At 56.1% G+C, this 19,768-nt stretch carries 20 protein-coding genes, 1 tRNA gene and 2 pseudogenes; 15 read left to right on the top strand and 8 right to left on the bottom strand.

What is annotated here, in order from left to right; all coding sequences use genetic code 11:
* The first annotated feature begins 102 nt into the window (after positions 1–102).
* Entirely contained in the window at positions 103–1,632 is a 1,530-nt protein-coding gene (locus LKD37_RS05600) for a lipopolysaccharide biosynthesis protein (RefSeq protein ID WP_302928320.1), read from the top strand.
* A 111-nt stretch (positions 1,633–1,743) separates the two neighbouring features.
* On the opposite strand, the gene sigG is transcribed toward LKD37_RS05600, so the two are convergent.
* Positions 1,744–2,514, bottom strand: a complete 771-nt coding sequence (gene sigG, locus LKD37_RS05595) for an RNA polymerase sporulation sigma factor SigG (RefSeq protein ID WP_302928293.1) — start codon at positions 2,512–2,514, stop codon at positions 1,744–1,746.
* Positions 2,515–2,698: 184 nt separating this feature from the next.
* On the opposite strand from sigG, the gene LKD37_RS05590 reads away from it, so the two are divergent.
* Positions 2,699–2,775 (top strand) — tRNA-Arg (locus LKD37_RS05590).
* 236 nt (positions 2,776–3,011) lie between these two features.
* On the opposite strand, the gene LKD37_RS05585 is transcribed toward LKD37_RS05590, so the two are convergent.
* A complete protein-coding gene (locus tag LKD37_RS05585) occupies positions 3,012–3,644 on the bottom strand; it encodes a GyrI-like domain-containing protein (RefSeq protein WP_302928292.1) in 633 nt (210 codons plus the stop codon).
* Positions 3,645–3,790: 146 nt separating this feature from the next.
* A pseudogene (locus tag LKD37_RS05580) lies at positions 3,791–3,952 on the bottom strand (tyrosine-type recombinase/integrase); the annotation flags it as partial.
* Between the two features lie 871 nt (positions 3,953–4,823).
* Between LKD37_RS05580 and LKD37_RS05575 the strand changes: the two are divergent.
* The 7 genes from LKD37_RS05575 (at position 4,824) to LKD37_RS05545 (ending at position 8,698) form a co-directional block, all read left to right on the top strand.
* Complete coding sequence (locus tag LKD37_RS05575) at positions 4,824–5,813, top strand: O-acetyl-ADP-ribose deacetylase (RefSeq protein ID WP_302928291.1); 990 nt, start codon at positions 4,824–4,826, stop codon at positions 5,811–5,813.
* 5 nt (positions 5,814–5,818) lie between these two features.
* The gene (locus LKD37_RS05570) at positions 5,819–6,169 is read left to right on the top strand and encodes a hypothetical protein (RefSeq protein ID WP_302928290.1); all 351 of its coding nucleotides are present in this window, start codon (positions 5,819–5,821) and stop codon (positions 6,167–6,169) included.
* A 16-nt stretch (positions 6,170–6,185) separates the two neighbouring features.
* The gene (locus tag LKD37_RS05565; protein WP_302928289.1) at positions 6,186–6,539 is read left to right on the top strand and encodes an arsenate reductase family protein; all 354 of its coding nucleotides are present in this window, start codon (positions 6,186–6,188) and stop codon (positions 6,537–6,539) included.
* A 17-nt stretch (positions 6,540–6,556) separates the two neighbouring features.
* Positions 6,557–6,874 carry a hypothetical protein gene (locus LKD37_RS05560; RefSeq protein WP_302928288.1) on the top strand — a complete coding sequence of 106 codons (318 nt, stop codon included), beginning with the start codon at positions 6,557–6,559 and terminating at the stop codon, positions 6,872–6,874.
* A 91-nt stretch (positions 6,875–6,965) separates the two neighbouring features.
* Positions 6,966–7,601 (top strand): vWA domain-containing protein, encoded by a 636-nt coding sequence (locus LKD37_RS05555; protein ID WP_302928287.1) that lies wholly within the window; start codon positions 6,966–6,968, stop codon positions 7,599–7,601.
* 42 nt (positions 7,602–7,643) lie between these two features.
* The gene (locus LKD37_RS05550) at positions 7,644–7,826 is read left to right on the top strand and encodes an ADP-ribosylglycohydrolase family protein (protein WP_370686856.1); all 183 of its coding nucleotides are present in this window, start codon (positions 7,644–7,646) and stop codon (positions 7,824–7,826) included.
* 29 nt (positions 7,827–7,855) lie between these two features.
* The gene (locus tag LKD37_RS05545; protein ID WP_302928286.1) at positions 7,856–8,698 is read left to right on the top strand and encodes a GIY-YIG nuclease family protein; all 843 of its coding nucleotides are present in this window, start codon (positions 7,856–7,858) and stop codon (positions 8,696–8,698) included.
* Positions 8,699–9,023: 325 nt separating this feature from the next.
* On the opposite strand, the gene LKD37_RS05540 is transcribed toward LKD37_RS05545, so the two are convergent.
* The gene (locus tag LKD37_RS05540) at positions 9,024–10,175 is read right to left on the bottom strand and encodes a tyrosine-type recombinase/integrase (protein ID WP_302928285.1); all 1,152 of its coding nucleotides are present in this window, start codon (positions 10,173–10,175) and stop codon (positions 9,024–9,026) included.
* A 1,118-nt stretch (positions 10,176–11,293) separates the two neighbouring features.
* Here LKD37_RS05540 and LKD37_RS05535 point away from each other — a divergent pair.
* Complete coding sequence (locus tag LKD37_RS05535; RefSeq protein ID WP_228298395.1) at positions 11,294–11,449, top strand: maltose acetyltransferase domain-containing protein; 156 nt, start codon at positions 11,294–11,296, stop codon at positions 11,447–11,449.
* A gap of 97 nt (positions 11,450–11,546) precedes the next feature.
* Here LKD37_RS05535 and LKD37_RS05530 read toward each other — a convergent pair whose 3' ends face one another.
* On the bottom strand, positions 11,547–11,900 hold the full coding sequence (locus LKD37_RS05530) for a winged helix-turn-helix transcriptional regulator (protein ID WP_302928284.1): 354 nt from the start codon (positions 11,898–11,900) through the stop codon (positions 11,547–11,549).
* 154 nt (positions 11,901–12,054) lie between these two features.
* Here LKD37_RS05530 and LKD37_RS05525 point away from each other — a divergent pair, with 154 nt between their 5' ends.
* From LKD37_RS05525 to LKD37_RS05515, 3 genes and pseudogenes are all read left to right on the top strand, one after another.
* On the top strand, positions 12,055–12,558 hold the full coding sequence (locus tag LKD37_RS05525) for a flavin reductase family protein (RefSeq protein WP_302928283.1): 504 nt from the start codon (positions 12,055–12,057) through the stop codon (positions 12,556–12,558).
* A 28-nt stretch (positions 12,559–12,586) separates the two neighbouring features.
* A pseudogene (locus LKD37_RS05520) lies at positions 12,587–13,275 on the top strand (radical SAM mobile pair protein A).
* Entirely contained in the window at positions 13,263–14,180 is a 918-nt protein-coding gene (locus LKD37_RS05515; RefSeq protein WP_302928282.1) for a radical SAM mobile pair protein B, read from the top strand. The pseudogene LKD37_RS05520 and the gene LKD37_RS05515 overlap by 13 nt, the downstream one beginning before the upstream one ends.
* A gap of 527 nt (positions 14,181–14,707) precedes the next feature.
* Here LKD37_RS05515 and queA read toward each other — a convergent pair.
* Together queA and LKD37_RS05505 are read right to left on the bottom strand one after the other, a co-directional pair.
* A complete protein-coding gene (queA, locus tag LKD37_RS05510) occupies positions 14,708–15,733 on the bottom strand; it encodes a tRNA preQ1(34) S-adenosylmethionine ribosyltransferase-isomerase QueA (RefSeq protein WP_302928280.1) in 1,026 nt (341 codons plus the stop codon).
* A 119-nt stretch (positions 15,734–15,852) separates the two neighbouring features.
* Positions 15,853–16,731, bottom strand: coding sequence for a type 2 periplasmic-binding domain-containing protein (locus tag LKD37_RS05505; RefSeq protein WP_302928279.1), 879 nt, complete (start codon positions 16,729–16,731; stop codon positions 15,853–15,855).
* Positions 16,732–17,023: 292 nt separating this feature from the next.
* On the opposite strand from LKD37_RS05505, the gene aroF reads away from it, so the two are divergent.
* On the top strand, positions 17,024–18,025 hold the full coding sequence (gene aroF, locus LKD37_RS05500) for a 3-deoxy-7-phosphoheptulonate synthase (RefSeq protein ID WP_302928278.1): 1,002 nt from the start codon (positions 17,024–17,026) through the stop codon (positions 18,023–18,025).
* Positions 18,025–19,035: a transglutaminase domain-containing protein gene (locus tag LKD37_RS05495; protein ID WP_349048725.1), complete on the top strand. Its 1,011-nt coding sequence runs from the start codon at positions 18,025–18,027 to the stop codon at positions 19,033–19,035. Before aroF ends, LKD37_RS05495 begins: the two co-directional genes overlap by 1 nt.
* 125 nt (positions 19,036–19,160) lie before the next feature.
* Here the strand turns inward: LKD37_RS05495 and LKD37_RS05490 are convergent, their stop codons facing one another.
* A complete protein-coding gene (locus tag LKD37_RS05490) occupies positions 19,161–19,748 on the bottom strand; it encodes a TetR/AcrR family transcriptional regulator (RefSeq protein WP_302928277.1) in 588 nt (195 codons plus the stop codon).
* Positions 19,749–19,768 lie beyond the last annotated feature (20 nt).

The following is a 19,768-nucleotide window of genomic DNA, read 5'->3' as shown; positions in this document are numbered from 1 at the left end:
AGTTTGTGACATTTTCATGAATTCACTTGACGGACTCTTTACATAGCCCGGAAAACCCGGTATAATAACTCGGATATGCAGAAAGAGGGTGGACCCTTGCAAGTGAATCAAGTGCGGCTGGGAGCGGTGCTGTCCTATGTGTCCATGGGCCTGAGCACGCTGATCTCGCTGATCTATACGCCCATTATGCTGGGCCGGCTGGGCGAAACGGAATACGGTGTATACGGCGCGGTGGGGCCCATCATCTCCTACCTGCTGCTGCTGAGCATGGGCCTGGGCAGCGCCTATATCCGCTACTATTCCCAGGCCAAGGTGGCCAAGGACCGGCGGGAAATGGCAAAGCTCAACGGCATGTTCCTGGTGACCCTGTCGCTGCTGGGACTGGTGCTGCTGGCCCTGGGCTTCTTTCTGGCCGCCCATCCCCAGATGGTGTTCGGCACCAAGTGGGCCCCGGAGGAACTGGCCCTGGGCGCAAAGCTCCTGCGGATCATGACCCTAAACGCGGCTCTGTCCTTCCCCTTCAGCGTTTTTGAGTCCCATGTGAACATCCACGAGCGGTATCTGTTCCTGAAGGCTGTCACCATGGCCAAATCCGTGCTCAGTCCGCTGATCTCCATTCCCCTGCTGCTGTTGGGCTTCCGCTCCCCGGCCATTGCCACGCTTTCGCTGGTGCTGACCATCGTGTGCGGCCTGACGTATATGGCCTACTGCTTCGCGGTGCTGAAAATGCCGGTGTCCTTCCGGACTTACGACCTGCCGCTGATGAAGAACATGATGGGCTTCACGTTCTACATTTTCCTGGCGGTGGTGGTGGACCAGCTGAACTACGGCATCGGCACCCTGATGACCACCTGGATCCATGGCGCGGAGCTGTCCGGCGTATACTACAGCGCCAACCAGCTGAACGTGTACTATCTGTCCTTTGCCATGGCCATCTCCAATGTGCTGATCCCCCGGGTCCATCGGATGGTGGCGGAGGGCGACTCCAACCGGGAGCTGACCCGGCTGATGACCAAGGCCGGACGCCTGCAGTTCATCATGCTGATGGCGGTGTTCCTGGGCTTTGTGGCGGTGGGCCGTCCCTTTGTGATCCTGTGGGCCGGCGGCAAGGAGCAGTTTGCCGTGGACTATCCCGTGGCCCTGCTGCTGTTTGCCAGCACCATCGTCTCCGCCATCCAGTTTGTGGGGCTGGAGATCCTCCGGGCCAAGAATATGCACCGGTTCCGGGCCTGGGTCTATCTGGCCGCCGCCGCCGTCAATGTGGGGCTGATGATCCCCCTGTGCAAATACGGCGGCCTGGTGGGCGTGGCCGGGTCCATCCTGTTTATCACGGTGGTGGGGAACGTCCTTCCCATCAACTGGTATTTCCGCCGCCATGTGGGCCTGGATGTCCGCTGGTTCTGGGTCCGCATCGCCCGGCTGCTGCCGTCCATGCTGGTACCCGCCATCGTGGCGGTGCTTATCGCCGTGCTGGCCCCGGTGTCCGGGTATCTGGATATTCTCATCTGGGGCTGCGTATTCGTTGCTGTCTACGCCGCCAGCCTGTGGCTGTTCGGCATGAACCGCTACGAGCGGGGCATCGTCACCGGCGTGCTGGACAAGTTCCGCCGCAAGCGCCGCAGAAGGGCATAATATCGTTCAAGCAGCCAAAAGGGCTTGCCGTCTGCAAAGTGCAGGCAGCAGGCCCTTTTGATATTCCTGCGGCAGATGGACTGCCGGGCAGGGCAGGGGAGACGGTATGCGCTACAGCTCCTTCTTGATGGCGCGGATGGCACCCTTTTCCAGGCGGCTCACCTGGGCCTGGGATATGCCGATCTGCGCCGAAACCTCCATCTGGGTCTTTCCCTGGTTGAAGCGCATCATCAGAATGCTGCGCTCCCGGGGCGTCAGGCGGCTGATGGCGTCCTTCAGGGCAATGCGTTGGATCCAGCTCTCGTCGGTGCAGCGGCGGTCGCTGACCTGGTCCATGACGCATACCGTGTCGCCGCCCTCGGAGTATATGGGCTCGTACAGGGACACCGGGTCCACGATGGCATCCATGGCCAGCACCACCTCCTCCCGGGGGATGGCCAGCTCCTGGGCCAGCTGCTCCACGGTAGGCTCCCGCTGACTCTGGCGCAGCAGACGCTCCCGGGCCTGGAGGACCTTATACGCCGTGTCCCGCAGGCTTCGGGACACCCGGATGGCGCTGTTGTCCCGGAGATACCGCCGGATCTCCCCCACGATCATGGGAACGCCGTAGGTAGAAAAGCGCACCGGCTGGTTGATATCGAAGTTGTCAACGGCCTTGATGAGGCCGATACAGCCCACCTGGAACAGGTCGTCCATGTTCTCACCCCGGCTGGCAAATCGCTGGAGCACCGACAGCACCAGCCGCAGGTTGCCCCGGATGAGCTTCTCCCGGGCGGCCATGTCTCCCTCCTTGGTCCGCCGCAGAAGCTCCGTCATTTCGTCATTTTTCAGAACCTCCAGCTTGGCGGTGTTGATGCCGCAGATCTCCACTTTTCCCTGCATTCCACTACTGCCTCCGTCACTTGGATAAAAACAGTATTCCCGGGGAAAAGTTCCTTATACGGCGCCACAGAATCCCATCAGCTTTCGCTGAACAAGCCATCCAAAAAATTTTTTGGATTTTTTGAAAAAAAGACTTGCATTTTCTGGGAGACCGTGGTATTATAGCAAAGTCGTCAAGAGACACGCGCCGTTAGCTCAGCTGGATAGAGCGTCTGGCTACGGACCAGAAGGCCGGGGGTTCGAATCCCTCACGGCGTGCCAAAAGTCCTCGAAATCATCTGATTTCGAGGACTTTTTCTTTTCATAAGTTCCTATTTTTAGATGCCGCTTTTTTCTGACCCAAACGCTGACCCAAACGGGCGTAAACTATACCCCATAAAGCGGACACAGGAATTTGACCCATGTCCCAATAGGATGGATACGCGCATGGCCCAAGGTGTCGAACGAACATGCCCTCTCGTTCCTGAAGGTTTTTGTCCGTTCGGCAAACAGCGTATCTAAATCTTTTTTATCGGATGCCGAATAACCGTTTTCCGTTTTTCTGGAGCGACCTTTCTCGCGTCGGACAGATAGATCTCATGATGTAGTCGTTCCTTATTCAAATCATTCGCATATCCATTCTGCTCCAAATACGCGTCCATAAGCGCGACGGTCGCAGGCTCATCATCAAACGCTCCCAAGTGCATGATTTGAACGCACAAACCTTCATCAATCGTCAAAAACTCCGCCGAGGAGCAATCCAGCTTTTTCTTTTTCGCCGCAGTATCGACCGCCCATTCAAAGTCCTCTTTCGTTATGAAATCAGGCAAGCGGATAACGGAGATCCAGTTGAACGCGGACTTATCGGTGTAATCCACGCCATCTATATGCTCCTGCCACCAGAAGCCTTCCAGCGGAGGAACCACATATTCAAAGAAACCAGCAATTTTATGATCCGTTTTATAGCTCATTTTTAAGGTGTATGCAACAGCATATAACACGCTGATCGCCTGCTGATATGCCCCATCTTCTTCGTTAGGATCCCCTTTTCCTCTGACCGCAATATAATTTGCTTTCGGAACAATTACGATCTCCGGCTTGTTCTTCGGCATATAGAACTCTTTGTATTCTTTCTTGAAATCAAAAGCCATAGCTGCCTCCTCAAGTGATGATCTGCCTCTCTCTTTTTACGTTCAAATGATACCACAAACCTGTAAACAATTCTACCGCAACTTTTGTGAGATATAAGAAAAGTCCGGACAGCTTTCTGCCCTGAGTTCCTCGCTTGATTATAAATCAATTCGCCCTTTACGCTGTCCCCGGTCTGCGTCTTGCCGAGAACGTTTTTGATGATGGCCTTGCCGGTTTCGGGATCGTGACCGACAGTGTACCGGCCCTCCCATCGGCCGTCTTTCCTCTTGCGAATGTTTCCTTCCCCGTTCGCTCGTCTTTTTGGCATGATATCAGCCTCCTTTTCGACAACGAACAATACCGTAATCAAGGGAACAAAGCTACCGGAAAACGGAACTGTTATCAGAAAGTTATCATTTGCCCCTCGGAGCCGCACCGCCTTATCTTTGTCTCTGGCGGCGCAAAATATGTCTGCCTTGCACTGTCGGTCTTGAGAGATGTGATTACCTCAGTTTTCTCCTAAAACGGCCATAAGGCACCACTAAAATTCTTGGGACACCTGCGTTTGCGGGAACTAAGACGCCAACCGCTCCAAAATGTCCCGCAAAAGGCGCCACAACCGACTGCGTTGAAACCCCCGTCAACTGCCCGCACTGCGGGCAGAAGTGATTGGGCAGAGCGTCGGTTCCGACGCCAGCCGTTTATCCTGCTTTCTTTTTCGTCCTCGAAAAAGCTGTGAAAAGCGCAGGAAACGCAGTCATACCAACGTCTCTAACACGTTGGTCACACGGACTTCGACGTCTCTGGCACGAACGGCTCATATTCGCTTTCGCGGATGAAATCGGGTACACACTCGGCTTTCGGAGAAGGATCGCACACAACGGCTTACACGGCGAAACGGGGGGGCATCCTTGCGTAGTTGCGCGGAGTATTTGGTTGCGGCCTCATCACTTAAAAAACAGCCGGAGGAAGCGGTTGCACGCCTATGGCGTGTGTCCGCTTTCCCCGGCACCGCAGCCCCGCTGGGCTGTGGGAACCTATTCTTTTGTTACAGCGTGGTCATTTTTGCACCGCTACCAGTCTGGCCAACAACGGGAATTTTCAATCAAGACTATCAGACGTCCCAACGTCCATTGCAAAACCGAATGTATTCTGCTACAATATTCTGAAAAGTCGTTAGAATGGAGGCGATACATGATATGCCCCTTATCATCGTTCGAAACGACATCACGAAAATGAGTGTGGACGCCATCGTCAACGCGGCGAAGGAATCTCTGCTGGGCGGAGGCGGCGTGGATGGCTGCATCCACCGGGCGGCGGGGCCGGAACTGCTCCGAGAGTGCCGGACGCTGGGCGGCTGCCGGACTGGCGAGGCCAAGATCACCGGCGCATACTGCCTGCCGTGCAAATATGTGATCCACACCGTCGGCCCCGTGTGGAACGGCGGTAAGTACGGCGAGCGGGAACAGCTCGCCTCCTGCTACCGGGCGAGCCTTGCGCTGGCGAAGGAGCATGGCTGCGAGACGGTGGCATTTCCGCTGATCTCCTCCGGCGTTTTCGGCTATCCCAAGGATCAGGCGCTCCGGGTGGCGGTGGACAGCATCAGCGAATTTTTGGCTAAAAACGACATGACGGTGTATCTCGTCATTTTCAGCCGCGCGGCGTACCAGATCGGCAACAAGCTGTTCGCGGACATCGCTACCTACATCGACGACCACTATGTGGACGCCCACACCGACCTCCGCCGGGAGCGGATGCGCCGGATGGGCGTCGTCGAAAGCCGGATGCTGACCGCCTGCGAGGGCGCGCCCATGGCGGCGGGCTGGCTGGACGAGGCGCTTGCGCATCTGGATGCCGGATTTTCGGAGACGCTGTTGAAGCTCATCGACCGCAGCGGCAAAAAGGACGCCGAGGTCTACAAGAAAGCCAACGTGGATCGCAAGCTGTTCTCGAAAATCCGCAACAATCCGGACTACAAGCCCTCCAAGTCCACGGCCATCGCCTTTGCCATCGCACTGGAGCTGGATCTGGACGAGACCCGCGACCTCATCGCCCGTGCGGGCTACGCCCTCAGCGCCAGCAGCAAGTTCGACGTTATTATCGAGTATTTCATCGGGCAGAAAAAGTACGATATCTTTGAGATCAACGAGGCGCTGTTCGCCTTTGATCAGAGTTTGTTGGGGGCGTGAAAATAATGAATAATCAAATGGATTGGGATTTCTTTTTTCGCCAATTGACTGTCGGCATGAACATAGACGAAACCTGCTTTTATTTCAGTGATGACCCCAATGAGGAAGAACATTATCTCGGCTACTTACCACAGTACGACAAGCCGTACTGGGTAGGTTATTGTGATATTGTGGGTGGGTGCGATTTTAAAACTGCGGAGGAGATGGTCAATGCACCAATATTTGACGAGAAAAGTCTTAAGGACCGCTGGCGCTGTGTTGTAATTTGCAGCATTGAGGGCCTCAGCTACGAAGATTGGTTGGAAGATTTTGAGCATGAGCCGGTGAATCCTCAAAGTGATGAAATTATTGAATAGAACAGGAGCGTGAACCATGACTTTTATCTGCTACCCCAAATGCACCACCTGCCAGAAGGCGCAGAAGTGGCTGGACGAGAACGGCATTTCCTATACATTCCGAGACATCAAAATGGAAAATCCTACTTACAACGAGCTGACCGCATGGCATGAGCGTAGCGGTCTGCCGCTCAAGAAATTCTTCAACACCAGTGGCCTCCTCTATAAGTCCATGGTGCTGAAGGAGAAACTCCCCGCCATGAGCGAGGACGAGATGCTGAAGCTCCTTGCAACAGACGGGATGCTGGTCAAGCGCCCGCTGCTGGTGGACGAGGACTTCGTGCTGGTGGGCTTCAAAGAAGCCGAGTGGGAGAGCCGTCTAAAAAAATAAAGAAGAGGGGAAACATCATGGATGTGCAACGGGCAAAAGAACTGCTGACGGTTTTGGCGGACGGCGTTGATCCCTTGACGGGGGAGGTGCTGCCGGATAACCACGTGTGCAACAAAGGAGAGATCGTGCGGGCGCTGCACTGTGCCGTAGAGGAACTATCCCGCAGACGGAAAAAACCGCTGCCCGAAAACAACGGAAAACCTTGGACGGAGGAACTGGACGACGAGCTAAGCCGCTTGTTCGACGGCGGTATGAAAAAGAAAGACCTCTGTACGCACTTTGGCCGCACCTCCGGCGCGATCGAGTCTCGATTGGAGCGGCTGGGAAAGCTGTAAAAATGTAACATAAATGTCGCCCCACAGGCGACCAAACCCTCCTTCGGATGCGCTACGATGTGAGCGTAATCAAACGAAGGAGGGCTTTTTTATGATGGAATTGGTTTTTATTTTGGATCGCAGCGGTTCTATGTCGGGGCTGGAAACGGACACCATCGGTGGCTTCAACTCCATGATCGCACAGCAGAAGAAGGAGGCGGGCGAGGCGGTGGTCTCCACGGTGCTTTTCGCCAACGACAGCACGGTCATCCATGACCGTCTGCCGCTGGGCGAAGTGCCGCCTCTGACAGAGAAGGAGTACTTCACCCGCGGCTGCACGGCGCTGCTGGACGCCGTGGGCGGCGCCATCCACCACATCGGCAACATCCACAAGTACGCCTGCCGGGAGGACGTGCCGGAGAAGACGATGTTCATCATCACCACCGACGGCTACGAAAACGCCAGCCGCCGCTATAACTACGAGACGGTGCGGCGCATGATCGAGCGTCAGAAGGAAAAATACGGCTGGGAGTTTTTGTTCCTGGGCGCCAACATCGACGCCGCCAAGGAGGCAGCTCGCTTCGGCATCGACGCCGACCGGGCGGTGAACTACAAGTGCGACGAGGCGGGCACGGCGCTGAATTACGAGGTCATCAGCGAGGCGGTGTGCAGCGTCCGCGCCGCCCGGCCGCTTAGCGCCGACTGGAAGCGCCGCATCGACGAGGACGTGCAGAAAAGAGGGAGGTAAGCGTATGTACGGAGCGATTTTGAGGACGCGCTGTGCACAGCGGTGTCCCTCGGCGGCGACAGCGACACCCTCGCCGCCATCACCGGCAGCATCGCCGAGGCGTTCTACGGCGTGCCGGAGGATCTGAAACAGGAGTGCCGCAAACGCCTGACACCGGAGCTGGCGGAGATTCTGCGTGAGTGGGAAAGTGCGCTTTACAACGAAAAAATCTGTGGTAGAATTTGAAATAGAGAACAAAATAAGGAGGGGTTTCCATGGCAATTTTGAACTTTTCCGATGTGCTTAAAAATGTGGGGCTTGACCCGAAGCGGGTAAAGCTGATCCGGCATTCGCTGGGTGACAAGGCATTCAAGAAATGCTATGATAAGGGCATGGTGGAAGAATACACCCGCGTACAGAGTGAAACCTTCAGCAACGGGTATGATTATTGGTGCGTATTTATCAGCGACAAGAGTACGACGGCAAAGTTTTTCGCCTGCTACAAGGTAAGCGGCGGCGTTATTGATACGCAGGACACGAAGCCAAAGGGATTCCCACTGGAGGATTGGTTCCAAGGACAGCGAATGTTTTACAATCTGGAACGCATTGACCTGCTGAAGGAGTACGAAGGCAGGCTCTTGATCGAATGGGGTAAAAGCGCGCTTGTCTGGGCGCAGAAAGGCACCAAGGAAAAGCCTATTGTGGCCATTCGGGACAAGAAGATTTTTTCCGGCTACGAAAACGCGATCCTTACCTATGAAGAGCTTCGGGAGATCGTGCAGGATCCTACAGCATACGAATCATGGCACACGGCGCTTTCCACCGTCAACGCGGTCTACCTCATTGTTGACCGGGAAAACGGACGGAAGTATGTTGGCTCCGCTTACGGCAAGGGCGGATTATTGGGGCGCTGGACGCACTATGTGAAGTCACTGCACGGCGACAACAAGCTGATGAAGGAGCTGCTCTGCGACTACCCGGATAGGTATACGCACTTCCAGTTCTCGATTTTGCAGCTCCTGCCAAAGGCCGTGACGCCAGATGAAGTGATCCAAACGGAGACCCTTTGGAAGAAAAAGCTGCTGACCTATGAGCCGCTGGGCATGAATGCGAACTGACTGTTCGAATTCTCCTGCCATACATCTGTCTTTGACCCACTTTTGACCCAGAATCCGAAAAAGCGGGCAGGGCTGGATGGAAACAACGGAAAATCCGCCGAGCGAGCGGTGGTAAAAAGGGCAAATCGGAGCCGAAACGGCTCCGATTTGCCCTTGAGACAACCTACGGACCAGAAGGCCGGGGGTTCGAATCCCTCACGGCGTGCCATAAAAGACCCGAAACCGTAAGGCTTCGGGTCTTTTTGTTTGCATAAGTTGTTGTTTTCTCCCGCTGCTTTTTTCTGACCCAAACGCTGACCCCAACGGGAGCGGATAGCGGAAAGGTCTATACCGCACGGGAGAGGATGCTCCCCATCGTTTGCGCCGCCTTGAGCTGTGCGTCGGTGGTGACGTGGGCGTAGGTGTCCAGCGTGAAGCCTGCGGAGTAGTGACCGAGCATCGAGGACACGGTTTTTACATCCACGCCGTTTTGCAGGGCCATGGTGGCGAAGGTGTGGCGCAGGTCATGAAAGCGTATCCGTGGCAGTCCCGCCCGCTTTAGAACGCGGTGCAGCATATGCAGGACGCTGTCCGGTGACATGGGGCCTCCGGTGGGCGATGGAAATACCCACTCGCTGCTTCCCACCTTGTTTTTCTGCATTTTCAGAACGCTTATCGTGTCTGCCGACAACGGCAGTGTGCGGTAGGCGTTTTTCGTTTTCAGCGGGGCTTCGACTACCTTGCCGTTCTGACGTGAAATTGCCCGTTGGATTTTCAGCACACCACGGACGAGATCAACGTCCGTCCATTTCAGTCCCAACAGTTCGCCGCGCCGAAGTCCGGTGGCGAGGTCGAGGTAGTAGAGTTCGTACACACCGCTGTCCCTGGCCTCCCGGAAGAAGGCGCTGAGCTGGTCGGCGGTCAGGGTTTTCATCTCTTTGTGCTCCTCCTTTGGCAGGGCGCAGCCCTGCGTTGGATTCTTGCTCACCAACTTCTGCTCCAGGGCGAGATTGTACGCCGAGCCGATCATCTGGTGGATGTTGCGGACGGTTTTCGGTGCCAGTCCTTTTGGCTTCTTTTTCGCTTCGATGCGGTCTACCCGGCCGCCGTCCAACAGGTGCTTGTAGAACCGCTGCAAGTCCAGAGAAGTCAAGTCTGCCAGCGGGATGCCGCCGATCTGCGGCTTGATGTGGTTTTTCAGAAAGCCTTGGCTGGTCTTGAACGTGGACGGTCTGAGTTTTACTTTCGCGTAGTTCTCCATCCAGACCTCCAGCCAACTCCCCACCGTGTAGGTCTTGGCCCGTCCGTAGTCGATGCCGACGTTTTCCTCTATGGCTTTCTTCAACTTCTCCTTGACCGCAGCCTGCGTCTTGCCGAGAACATTTTTGATGATGGCTTTTCCGGTTTCCGGATCGTGACCGACAGTGTACCGCCCCTCCCAGCGTCCGTCCTTTCGTTTTCGGATATTGCCCTCACCGTTCGCTCGCCTTTTTGGCATAAAATCGACCTCCTTTGTAACGGTACACAATACCGTAAAAGGCAGAGAAAAGCTATGGGGAAGCCACACTATTATCAGAAAGTTATCAATTCTCAACCGCCGCTTATCTTTGTTTATGGCGTAGCAAGATTTGAGCTGCTACGGAGACTTCCGCCGACTACAACGGTATAAAGCGTACCGATTTTCTATCAAAGCGCCGCCACAAACCGTTGTGACACGGGGCTTTGCGGCGACTTTTCTCAAATTTAGCGCCAAACAGTTCCGGAAGTCTCGAAAAAAGCGTCAATTTCCAAAACCCGCAAACCCTTGCGGCAGCTCGCACTGCGGGCTGCTGTGAATAGGCATTGGCGCGAAAAGCGCCAATGCCTTTCTCCTGCTTTCTTTTTCGTCCTCGAAAAAGCTGTGAAAAGCGCAGGAAACCTCCCCTACAAGACTCCCACACAGTACGCTTCGCTCTACCGTTATACACGCAAGCATTTTCATTCTCACAGTTCCATTTCAGTCTTGCTTTGGACAATCTCCCACAAACGCCGCACATTCGCTTTCACAGGTGAAAGCGGGTACACACTCGGCTTTCGGAGAAGGATCACACACAAGGGCTCACAGGGCGAAACAAGGGGCCTTCCGGACGGGGCTGCTATCACTACCCTCGGACCGTTCCACACGTTTCGGAAACCCTGCGTGGCCGGGTATCAGAACGGCAAACTTTGCCGCTTTTGGGTCTTGGCCGGGTGTGCTCCCGAAGAACGCAGAGAGCCTGCGGGACAGCGATGCGCTCATGTGCGTCGCTGTTCCGAGGCGTCGCGGCCCCGCTGGGCTGCGTAATCTGTTTGCAACTTGGTGATGTCACTGTTTTTTCACTCTGTGCGCAGTACTTTCTGAATGTGCGAGGTGGGGGTGGTATCACTACCCCCGGCGTGCTTTGCGTGCTGCCGAAACGCCGGACGTCCGCTTGTCAAAGCGGCTCATTTGTCGTTTTCTGAGGTTGCCGAGCAGCACTCCCTGCGCGGTCACTTTTTCTGCTAATATACAGATATCCCTGTCGGTAATTTCAGTAGCAAACGCTTTTGTGTTATGGTATGATAAGTCCCACAAATCCGGACTTTTCGGAGATGAGGGTGAGCCAGAATGACAGAAAAGGAAAAAATGCTGAGCAAATGCTTCATGACGCGAATGACGCTAAAGAGCTATCAGATGATCTGGCTCGGACAAAGGATCTTTGTTATGACTACAACCAACTTTGCCCATCTGATGAAGAAGGAAAGCAAAACTGATGAAAAAGTTGGTGGTCGAAGTCAAAGGAGCATTGTGATGAGATTTGTCAAGGGTAAATTACACCAGTAATTTATTGAAATCATTTGTTTTAGAAATTCAAGGGATATATTTTATTCCCCACTGCATAATGGCATAAAATACCGGCAACAAATCTTGCCCTTTCAGTGTTAGGGAGTATTCTACTCGCAACGGCATCTCATTGTACTGGATTCGTTGTATCAAATTATCGGCTTCCAACTCTTTGAGGGCATTTGTCAGCGCCGTATTTGTAATTGGCTTTAGCATCTTTTTCAGTTCCCCAAACCGCATGGGACACTTGATGCATAGTTCATAGAGAATTTGGAGTTTCCATTTGCCCTGCAGCATTTGAACCACCGGCGTGACCGGGCAGTTTCCATCATCGGTTAGAATGACACTGCCAACCTTTTCTTTGAATTCTTCATAAGTCATGATTGGATCTTTCCTCGTCTTTTGCAGCATACTTTTTGATACCAGGTACAAATAATTTGCGTACTTGAACAAGAATTGCTGTCAAGTATAATAAATATATCACTGGTTGGCCATGCAGTCAACGACTGAAATTTCTCAGAAAGGTCTGAATGACATGAAAGAACTGAACATTATGGAGGCTACTGTTCTGACCTCCCCCAATCCGCTGACACTGATCTGCTCTAAAAAGGAGGATGGTTCTACGAACCTGGCTCCCATTTGCTTTGTGTCTTACCTCTCCTTCAATCCGCCCATGGTGGGTTTCGCCACTGGCAAACAGTCCCACACCGGTAAGCAGGTACGGGAGACTGGTAAGGTGATTGTCACCGTTCCTGGCGAGAGTATTGCTCAGGTGGTGATGGCCTGCGGAGCGTCTACCGGTGCCAAGACCGATAAGGTGGTCGCCAATAACATCGAGATGATGGCTGTGGAGGGCAGTGACATCCAGATTCCGGTGGATACTCGTCTGGCAATGGTGGCCACCCTGCAGCAGTCTGTGGAGGTGGGCGACCATATCCTGCACATCTGTCAGGTGGATAAGTTTCTGGGCGATGAGGACAAGAAGGGCCTGTATGCCTGGAACGGCTTCGGGAAAGTTGCACCTGCGGCAGAAGGCTGAATCTTAAAACGGTAAGGAGGCATCAGCGGTGGCTGTTTGTATTAAAGACTGTATTCAGAACATGAATCTGGTGATCGGCTGTACGATCGGCTGCAGCTACTGCTACGCCAGAAATAATGTTCGCCGGTTTCACATGATCGACGACTTTGAAAAGCCGGAGTTTTTTCCAAATAAACTGCGGCTGATGGAGAAAAAGCGCCCACAGAATTTTCTGCTCACCGGCATGAGCGATTTTTCCCACTGGAAGACAGAGTGGCGGGAACAGATATTTGACAAGATGACTGAAAATCCGCAGCACCAATATCTGTTTTTGACCAAGCGACCGGAGGATATTGTGTTTTCCACTACCCTGGAGAATGCTTGGTTTGGTGTAACTGTTACCTCCAGCAAAGAGAAAAACCGTATCCAGACTTTACGGGAGCACATCAGCGGCGGGCATTACTATGTGACCTTTGAACCATGTTTGATGATGTTGGCATGGTAGACCTTACCGGAATTGAGTGGATCGTCATCGGTACTGAGACCGGACGCAGGAAGGGTAAAACCGTATCCGAACCGGAGTGGGTACGGAATTTGACCGATCAGGCTCACACACTGGGCATCCCGGTGTTCACGAAGGAAGATCTGCTTTCCGTCATCGGCGAGGAAAGCATGGTACAAGAGCTGCCCCCGGCTTTCTGCCGGGTATTGGAGGTGCAAAAAACATGGCGGAAGTGAACAACAACGGCATCCTGATCCGGGATGTGGAGACAAAAAATATCATGACAAAATCCACCCTGCCGGTGGGCGGCTATTCGGTCAATCCTTATGTAGGCTGTACCCATGGCTGCAAATACTGCTACGCTTCGTTCATGAAGCGGTTCACCGGCCATACTGAGCCTTGGGGTACTTTTCTGGATGTGAAGCATTGGCCTGCCATCAAAAATCCCCGGAAATACGCCGGACAGCGTGTGGTCATCGGCTCGGTGACGGATGGGTACCTGCCTCAGGAGGAACAGTTCGAAAATACCCGCAAGCTGCTGGAGCAACTGAAAGACAGCAGCGCGGAGATTTTGATCTGCACTAAGTCTGACCTGGTAGTACGGGATATCGACCTTCTGAAAGAGATGGGAAAGGTCACTGTTTCCTGGTCGATCAATACGCTGGACGAGGATTTCAAAAACGATATGGACAATGCCGTCAGCATCAAGCGGCGGCTGGATGCCATGAAACAGGTTTATGACGCAGGTATCCGCACCGTGTGCTTTATCGCTCCGGTTTTTCCCGGTATCACGGATTTCGAGGCCATCTTCCACCGGGTGAAGGACCAGTGCGACCTGGTGTGGCTGGAAAATTTGAATCTGCGGGGCGGTTTCAAAAAAGACATCTTAGACTATATCCAGGAGAAATATCCCCACCTGCTCCCCCTGTACGACACCATCTACAACAAGGGAGACAGAAGCTACTTCCGTGGTCTGGAAGAACAGGCGGAGCACCTTGCAAGAGAATGCGGTTGTCCCTTTGTGGACAACGAACTCCCCTACGGCCGGGCAGAGCCGGGACATCCGGTCATTGTGGATTATTTTTACCACGAGGAAGTACGCGGCTCGGAAAACAGCGGGAAGCGAACTCAAAAAGTATGATCTTAGGGTGCTCTGAAACGTAGTATGGACAATCGACACCCACACTCTAAGTTACGTGTGTAAACGTGATAAAAATTATATTGGACAAACGCTTGACAACTTTTGTTTTGTAATTTCAAAATTTTCTCTGACCCATTTTTGACCCAGAATAGAATTGGAGCGGGCAGAGCTGGACGGAAACAACGGAAAATCCGCCGAGCGAACGGCGGTAAAAAGCACAAATCGGAGCCGAAACGGCTCCGTTTTGCCCTTGAGACAACCTACGGACCAGAAGGCCGGTGGTTCGAATCCCTCACGGCGTGCCAAGAGAAAAGTGCTTGATTCTTTGTGAATTGAGCACTTTCTTTTGTTTTTGTGGGGAAAATATCCTCCCGGGCTACAGACCGGCAGTTCGCAAATCGCTGCTCCGCCGCATTGGCATAAAAGGCGGACTGGCGGCAAGTTGTATAAACTTTTGCAAAAGCGGGAGTCCGGCAGACGCCGGGCTCCCGCTTCGCTTGTCGGTCCTTATTGTATTGCTGCATCCTTTACAGGATAAGCATTGCATCACCAAAGCTGAAGAAATGATAGCGCTCCTTCACCGCCTCCTGATATGCCGCCAGGACGTGCTCCCGGCCCGCCAGGGCGGACACCAGCATAATCAGAGTGGACTCCGGCAGATGGAAGTTTGTAATCAGCCCGTCCAGTACCTTGAACCGATACCCGGGATAGATGAAGATATCCGTCCATCCGGCGCTGGCCGTCATGGTGCCGTCCTCTGCGGCCCAGCTTTCGATGGTGCGGCAGGAGGTGGTGCCCACGCAGATGACCCGGCCGCCGTTTTTCTTGGTCTCATTGATCAGGTCCGCCGTCTCCTGGGGGATCACGCAGTATTCGCTGTGCATCTCGTGGCCCTCGATCTCGTCCTCCTTCACCGGGCGGAAGGTCCCCAAGCCCACATGTAGTGTAACGTATCCCAGCTTTACACCCATTGCGGATACTTGATCCAGCAGCTCCTGGGTGAAGTGCAGGCCCGCCGTGGGGGCGGCTGCGGAGCCGTTGACCTTGGAGTACACCGTCTGATAGCGCTCCTGGTCCTGAAGCTCCTCCTTGATATAGGGGGGCAGGGGCATTTTCCCCAGACGCTCTAGCACCTCCAGGAAAATTCCCTCATAATCGAAGCGCACCAGGCGGTTGCCGCCGGGCAGCTCCTCCACCACCTCCGCCGTCAGCTCCCCGTCGCCGAAGGACAGCTTCGCCCCGGTGCGCATGCGCTTGCCGGGCCGCACCAGGCACTCCCAGGTCTTGTTTCCCCGGTCGATCAGCAGCAGCACCTCGCAGGCCCCGCCGCCGGGCAGCCGGTGGCCCAGCAGACGGGCCGGAAGCACCCGGGAGTTATTGAGAATCAGGCAGTCGCCGGGCCGGAGATACTCCGGCAGGTCGTAAAAATGCCGGTGCTGCCATGCGCCGGTATTCTTGTTCAGTACCAGCAGCCGGGAGGCATCCCGCTGGGGGATGGGCGTCTGGGCGATCAGCTCCGGCGGTAATTCATAGTTAAAGTCGCTTGTTTTCATATCCATCGTCCTGTTTTCGGTAAATTGTGCCAGCGGCACTGTCGAATAAACAGTATAGTATATTTTCGCCGTTACGGCAACTGTTTTCCGAAAAAAGAGAGGACGACGCCGGGAAGCAGTCAGTCCGCAGTCTGCATAGCCTGCACGCCCTGTAAGATCGCGTCGATCTGCCGGGCCTGGGGATGGCTGGGCCAATACAGGCCGTAGTAGGACAGGGTGAAGGGATAGGACCCGTCCGCCAGCGTCGCGTCTGTGGGCCGCACGCCGTCCACGGAGATCACCGACCCGTTGATTCCCGCCTCACCGAATAGCCAGTTATAATGCAGGGGGAACAGCGGCGATCCCACCCGCCCGGTCTGGACAGTGGCCATCACAGGGTTGTCCCATGTCCCCCTCGTGAGGATATCCGGCGCGTCGGCGGTGAAGCCGAACTGCATCGACATCAGCTGCCAGAGGGGGTCCTGGGCATCGTTGGCATAGCCATAGGCGGGAATCAGCGGCTGAGTCTGTGCCTCATCCCAGAAAAGGGGGGCGGTGCCGGCGTATATGCCGCGGAGGGTCTCCGAGGACAGGTTATAGTCCGCATCCTCCTGCCCGATGTTGCCGTGGACAAAGATCACGGCGTCCTTGAGCAGGGGCATGGACTCATAGCCGCCCAGCAGCTGCAGGGCCTTCTGATCGGGGGCGCACACGGCGGCGTCATAGTTCCCCAGCTTCAGCTCCTGGGCGATATCCCGGGGGTCCACCGAGAAAAGCACGTCATTCAGATCTTTGTCCCCGAACAGGGCCTGCCCCTCCTCCGAATAAAACCAGTGGATGACGGCGGAACGGGCCGGATCGCTGTCCACGGCGATCTTCAGCTCCGGGGCAGGCTGGGGGTCCTCCTGCTGGGGCGGGTCCTGTTCCTGCTGGGCGGGCTTCTGGCCGCAGGAAACTGCGGCAGTCACCATCAGGGCGCAAAGAATCAGGGCGCAGAGCATTTTCGGCAGTCTTTTCATCTGATACCTCCGTTTTATGTCCGGTTGGATGGGATGAGCCATGCAGGCCGTCAAAACGGAAAATATTTCCGCTCGAAAGCATTGCATTTTGTCTATTCTGATGACCTGCATCTATCATAGCATACACATTGTCAATCGTCAAGCTATATACAAGCTATATATATATAGAAATTATCTGCATTTCGGATATCGCATTCTTCGTATTCCCCGGGAAATTCCCCGGTTGCAAAAACCCGCGCATTGCGGTACAATATCCGGGAATATACAGCGGCACAGCCGCATGGAGGATCATATGATCGCTATTATCCAAAAAGACACCCAGGAGCCCGCCCTGCGGCAGCTGGCGGTGCGCCTGATGAATCAGGGGGTGCGGATCGGCCGGACCCCGGGCCGGGACTCCGACGTGCTGACCCTGGTGGGAGACACCTGGCGGCTGGACCCGGAGGGTCTGGCGGCCCTGCCCTATGTGCTGGACGTGCGGCGCATCACGCCGCCCTATCGCCTGGCCGGCCGTGCCGCCCACCCGGACAACACCGTGGTGGAGGTGGGCGACGCCCGGATCGGGGCGGAGTTCTGCCTGATCGCCGGACCCTGCGCCGTGGAATCCCAGGTGCAGATGGCCGGGGTCGCCCGGCGGGTCAAGGCCGCCGGAGCGCAGCTGCTGCGGGGCGGGGTATTCAAGCCCCGGACGTCCCCCTATTCCTTCCAGGGACTGGGCCAGCCGGGCATTTCCATGCTGACGGAGGCCGGCCATGAGGCCGGACTGCCGGTGGTGTCGGAGATCACGGACCCCCGCCAGCTGGAGGACCTGGATCAGGTGGATATCCTGCAGGTCGGGGCCCGGAATATGCAGAATTTCGCCCTGCTCCAGGCCCTGGGCCAGGTCAGGAAGCCCGTGCTGCTGAAGCGGGGCATGTCCGCCACCGTGACGGAGCTTCTGCAGGCGGCGGAGTATATCCTGGCCGGGGGCAACCGGCAGGTGATCCTGTGTGAGCGGGGCATCCGGACCTTCGAAACCGACAGCCGGGCCACTCTGGACATTGCCGCCATTCCGGTGCTGAAAAAGCTGACCCACCTGCCGGTGATCGTGGACCCCAGCCACGCCGCCGGACGGGCGGAGCTGGTGGCTCCCCTGGCGCTGGCCGCCGTGGCCGCCGGAGCCGACGGCCTGATGGTGGAGGTGCACGACCGCCCGGCCTGCGCCCTGTCCGACGGGGCACAGGCCCTGTCCTGCGACCAGTTTGACCGGCTGGCCGGGCAGGTGCGGGAGCTGCTGCCCCACGCCTGCCGCTGATGGCGGGCTATTATTACCGCCAGCTGGACCGGGAAAAGCGCGGGGTATACGACGCCATGCTGGCGGGTATGGAGGCCCTGGCCCCGGGGATCCGGGTGCCCCGGCTGGACGGCCCGGAGCTGTCGGACATCTATCTGCGGCTGAAGCTGGACACGCCGCTGCTGTTCTATGTCACCGGGTTTCAGTACCGGTGGATGCCCGGGGCGGACCATGTGGAGCTGCTGCCGGAGTACCTGTTTGACAAGGGGAAGATCCGCCAGCACCGCCAGGCGGTGGCCGCCCGGCTGGACCGCCTGGCCCGGCCCCTGCAGGGAAAAAGCGACCGGGACAAGGAGCTGGCCATCCACGCCTTCATTCTGGAGAACGTCCGGTATGACAAGCTGAAAAAGCCCTATTCCCACGAGATCATCGGCCCCCTGACCCAGGGGGTGGGGGTGTGCGAGGGCATTGCCAAAACGGTGAAGGCCCTGTGCGACGCGGTGCAGCTGCCCTGCATCGTGGCTCTCAGCGAGGCGGCCCCGGAGCGGGGCGTGAAATACCGCCACACCTGGAACGTGATAACGGTGGACGGCCAGCGCTACCACCTGGACGCCACCTTTGACAACTCCCTCCAGCGGGGAACGCCCCGGTACGACTATTTCAACCTGGACGACCGGCACATCTTCCGGGATCACGAGACGCTGGTGCTTCCGCTGCCGCCCTGCACGGCGGACAAGGGGTACTACTACCGCCCCCTGTCCTTCACCAAGCCGGAGGACGTGGAAAACCGTGCCCGCCAGGCCCTGCGGAAAAAGCAGCCCCATTTTGTGTTCCACTGGCGGGGCGGCGGGCTGAACCGGGAAATCCTGACGGACCTTCTGAACCGCTGCGCCGCCGCAGCCGCAGAGCGCGGCAAATGCGTCAGCTGCTCCGTGAACACCGCCCAGGCGGTGGTGCAGCTGGACTTCACCGACGCCCCGGCCGGAGAGACCCTGCTGGTCCAGCAGCCGGACGAGGGAAACGAACTGTAAGCAAAGATAGAGCTTCCGAAAACAATTGCATCGAACCGGAAAACAGAAAAAAACACCCCTCATGCAGGCGTATAAACCTGCATGAGGGGTGTTTTTATAAGCAGCTGCAGGGGATTCCGGACCTGTTACAGACTTGGCGCACCCAGGGCGCTGACGCCGCCCATGATGATACTGCCCGCCAGACGGGCCATCTCATCCGGCGACTCCTGGCCCCCGTCCCGCAGCCAGGACAGCGCCAGATTCAGGTTGCCCGACACGATAAATGAACAGAAGTGGTTCAGCCGCTGCCGGTCCCCGGGATAGAACTGGGACAGGAAGTCATACAGAAAATAATCCCGCAGAATGCAGCAGATGCGGTTGGTATAGGCGATGTCCCCGTTGGGACCCAGCAGCACCCGGCACAGGTCGGCGTTGTCCAGGATAAAGCGGTACAGGTCCCGCAGGAAGGGGAACTGCTCCCCGGTGGAGTCCTCGGGCTTGTGGTCCTTGCACAGAGCCGTCAGCCGATCCGCCATCTCATCCTCCAGCCGCTGCAGAAGGTCCCCTACGTCCCGATAGTGGATATAGAAGGTGCCGCGGTTGATATCCGCCCGCTCGGTCAGCTCCCGCACGGAGATGGACTTGGCGCTTTTTTCCGCCAGCAGCTCCATCAGCGCCAGGCGCAGCTGCTTTTTGGTTTTTCGCACCCGGCGGTCTGTGCTGGACTGTTCCATATGGGCATCCCCCTTTTTGT

Origin of the sequence: Brotocaccenecus cirricatena, from assembly GCF_020687045.1 — a bacterium.
GTDB classification, from domain to species: Bacteria; Bacillota; Clostridia; order Oscillospirales; family Oscillospiraceae; genus Vescimonas; species Vescimonas cirricatena.
This window is presented reverse-complemented; position numbering and strand designations above follow the sequence as displayed.

Excerpts from the sequence above, each read along its gene's own strand:
- sigG (WP_302928293.1), bottom strand. The coding sequence starts at position 2,514 with ATGCAGGGAAAAGTGGAGATCTGCGGCATCAACACCGCCAAGCTGGAG.
- LKD37_RS05585 (WP_302928292.1), bottom strand. The coding sequence starts at position 3,644 with ATGGCTTTTGATTTCAAGAAAGAATACAAAGAGTTCTATATGCCGAAG.
- LKD37_RS05575 (WP_302928291.1), top strand. The coding sequence starts at position 4,824 with ATGCCCCTTATCATCGTTCGAAACGACATCACGAAAATGAGTGTGGAC.
- LKD37_RS05570 (WP_302928290.1), top strand. The coding sequence starts at position 5,819 with ATGAATAATCAAATGGATTGGGATTTCTTTTTTCGCCAATTGACTGTC.
- LKD37_RS05565 (WP_302928289.1), top strand. The coding sequence starts at position 6,186 with ATGACTTTTATCTGCTACCCCAAATGCACCACCTGCCAGAAGGCGCAG.
- LKD37_RS05560 (WP_302928288.1), top strand. The coding sequence starts at position 6,557 with ATGGATGTGCAACGGGCAAAAGAACTGCTGACGGTTTTGGCGGACGGC.
- LKD37_RS05555 (WP_302928287.1), top strand. The coding sequence starts at position 6,966 with ATGATGGAATTGGTTTTTATTTTGGATCGCAGCGGTTCTATGTCGGGG.
- LKD37_RS05545 (WP_302928286.1), top strand. The coding sequence starts at position 7,856 with ATGGCAATTTTGAACTTTTCCGATGTGCTTAAAAATGTGGGGCTTGAC.
- LKD37_RS05540 (WP_302928285.1), bottom strand. The coding sequence starts at position 10,175 with ATGCCAAAAAGGCGAGCGAACGGTGAGGGCAATATCCGAAAACGAAAG.
- LKD37_RS05530 (WP_302928284.1), bottom strand. The coding sequence starts at position 11,900 with ATGACTTATGAAGAATTCAAAGAAAAGGTTGGCAGTGTCATTCTAACC.
- LKD37_RS05525 (WP_302928283.1), top strand. The coding sequence starts at position 12,055 with ATGAAAGAACTGAACATTATGGAGGCTACTGTTCTGACCTCCCCCAAT.
- LKD37_RS05515 (WP_302928282.1), top strand. The coding sequence starts at position 13,263 with ATGGCGGAAGTGAACAACAACGGCATCCTGATCCGGGATGTGGAGACA.
- queA (WP_302928280.1), bottom strand. The coding sequence starts at position 15,733 with ATGAAAACAAGCGACTTTAACTATGAATTACCGCCGGAGCTGATCGCC.
- LKD37_RS05505 (WP_302928279.1), bottom strand. The coding sequence starts at position 16,731 with ATGAAAAGACTGCCGAAAATGCTCTGCGCCCTGATTCTTTGCGCCCTG.
- aroF (WP_302928278.1), top strand. The coding sequence starts at position 17,024 with ATGATCGCTATTATCCAAAAAGACACCCAGGAGCCCGCCCTGCGGCAG.
- LKD37_RS05495 (WP_349048725.1), top strand. The coding sequence starts at position 18,025 with ATGGCGGGCTATTATTACCGCCAGCTGGACCGGGAAAAGCGCGGGGTA.
- LKD37_RS05490 (WP_302928277.1), bottom strand. The coding sequence starts at position 19,748 with ATGGAACAGTCCAGCACAGACCGCCGGGTGCGAAAAACCAAAAAGCAG.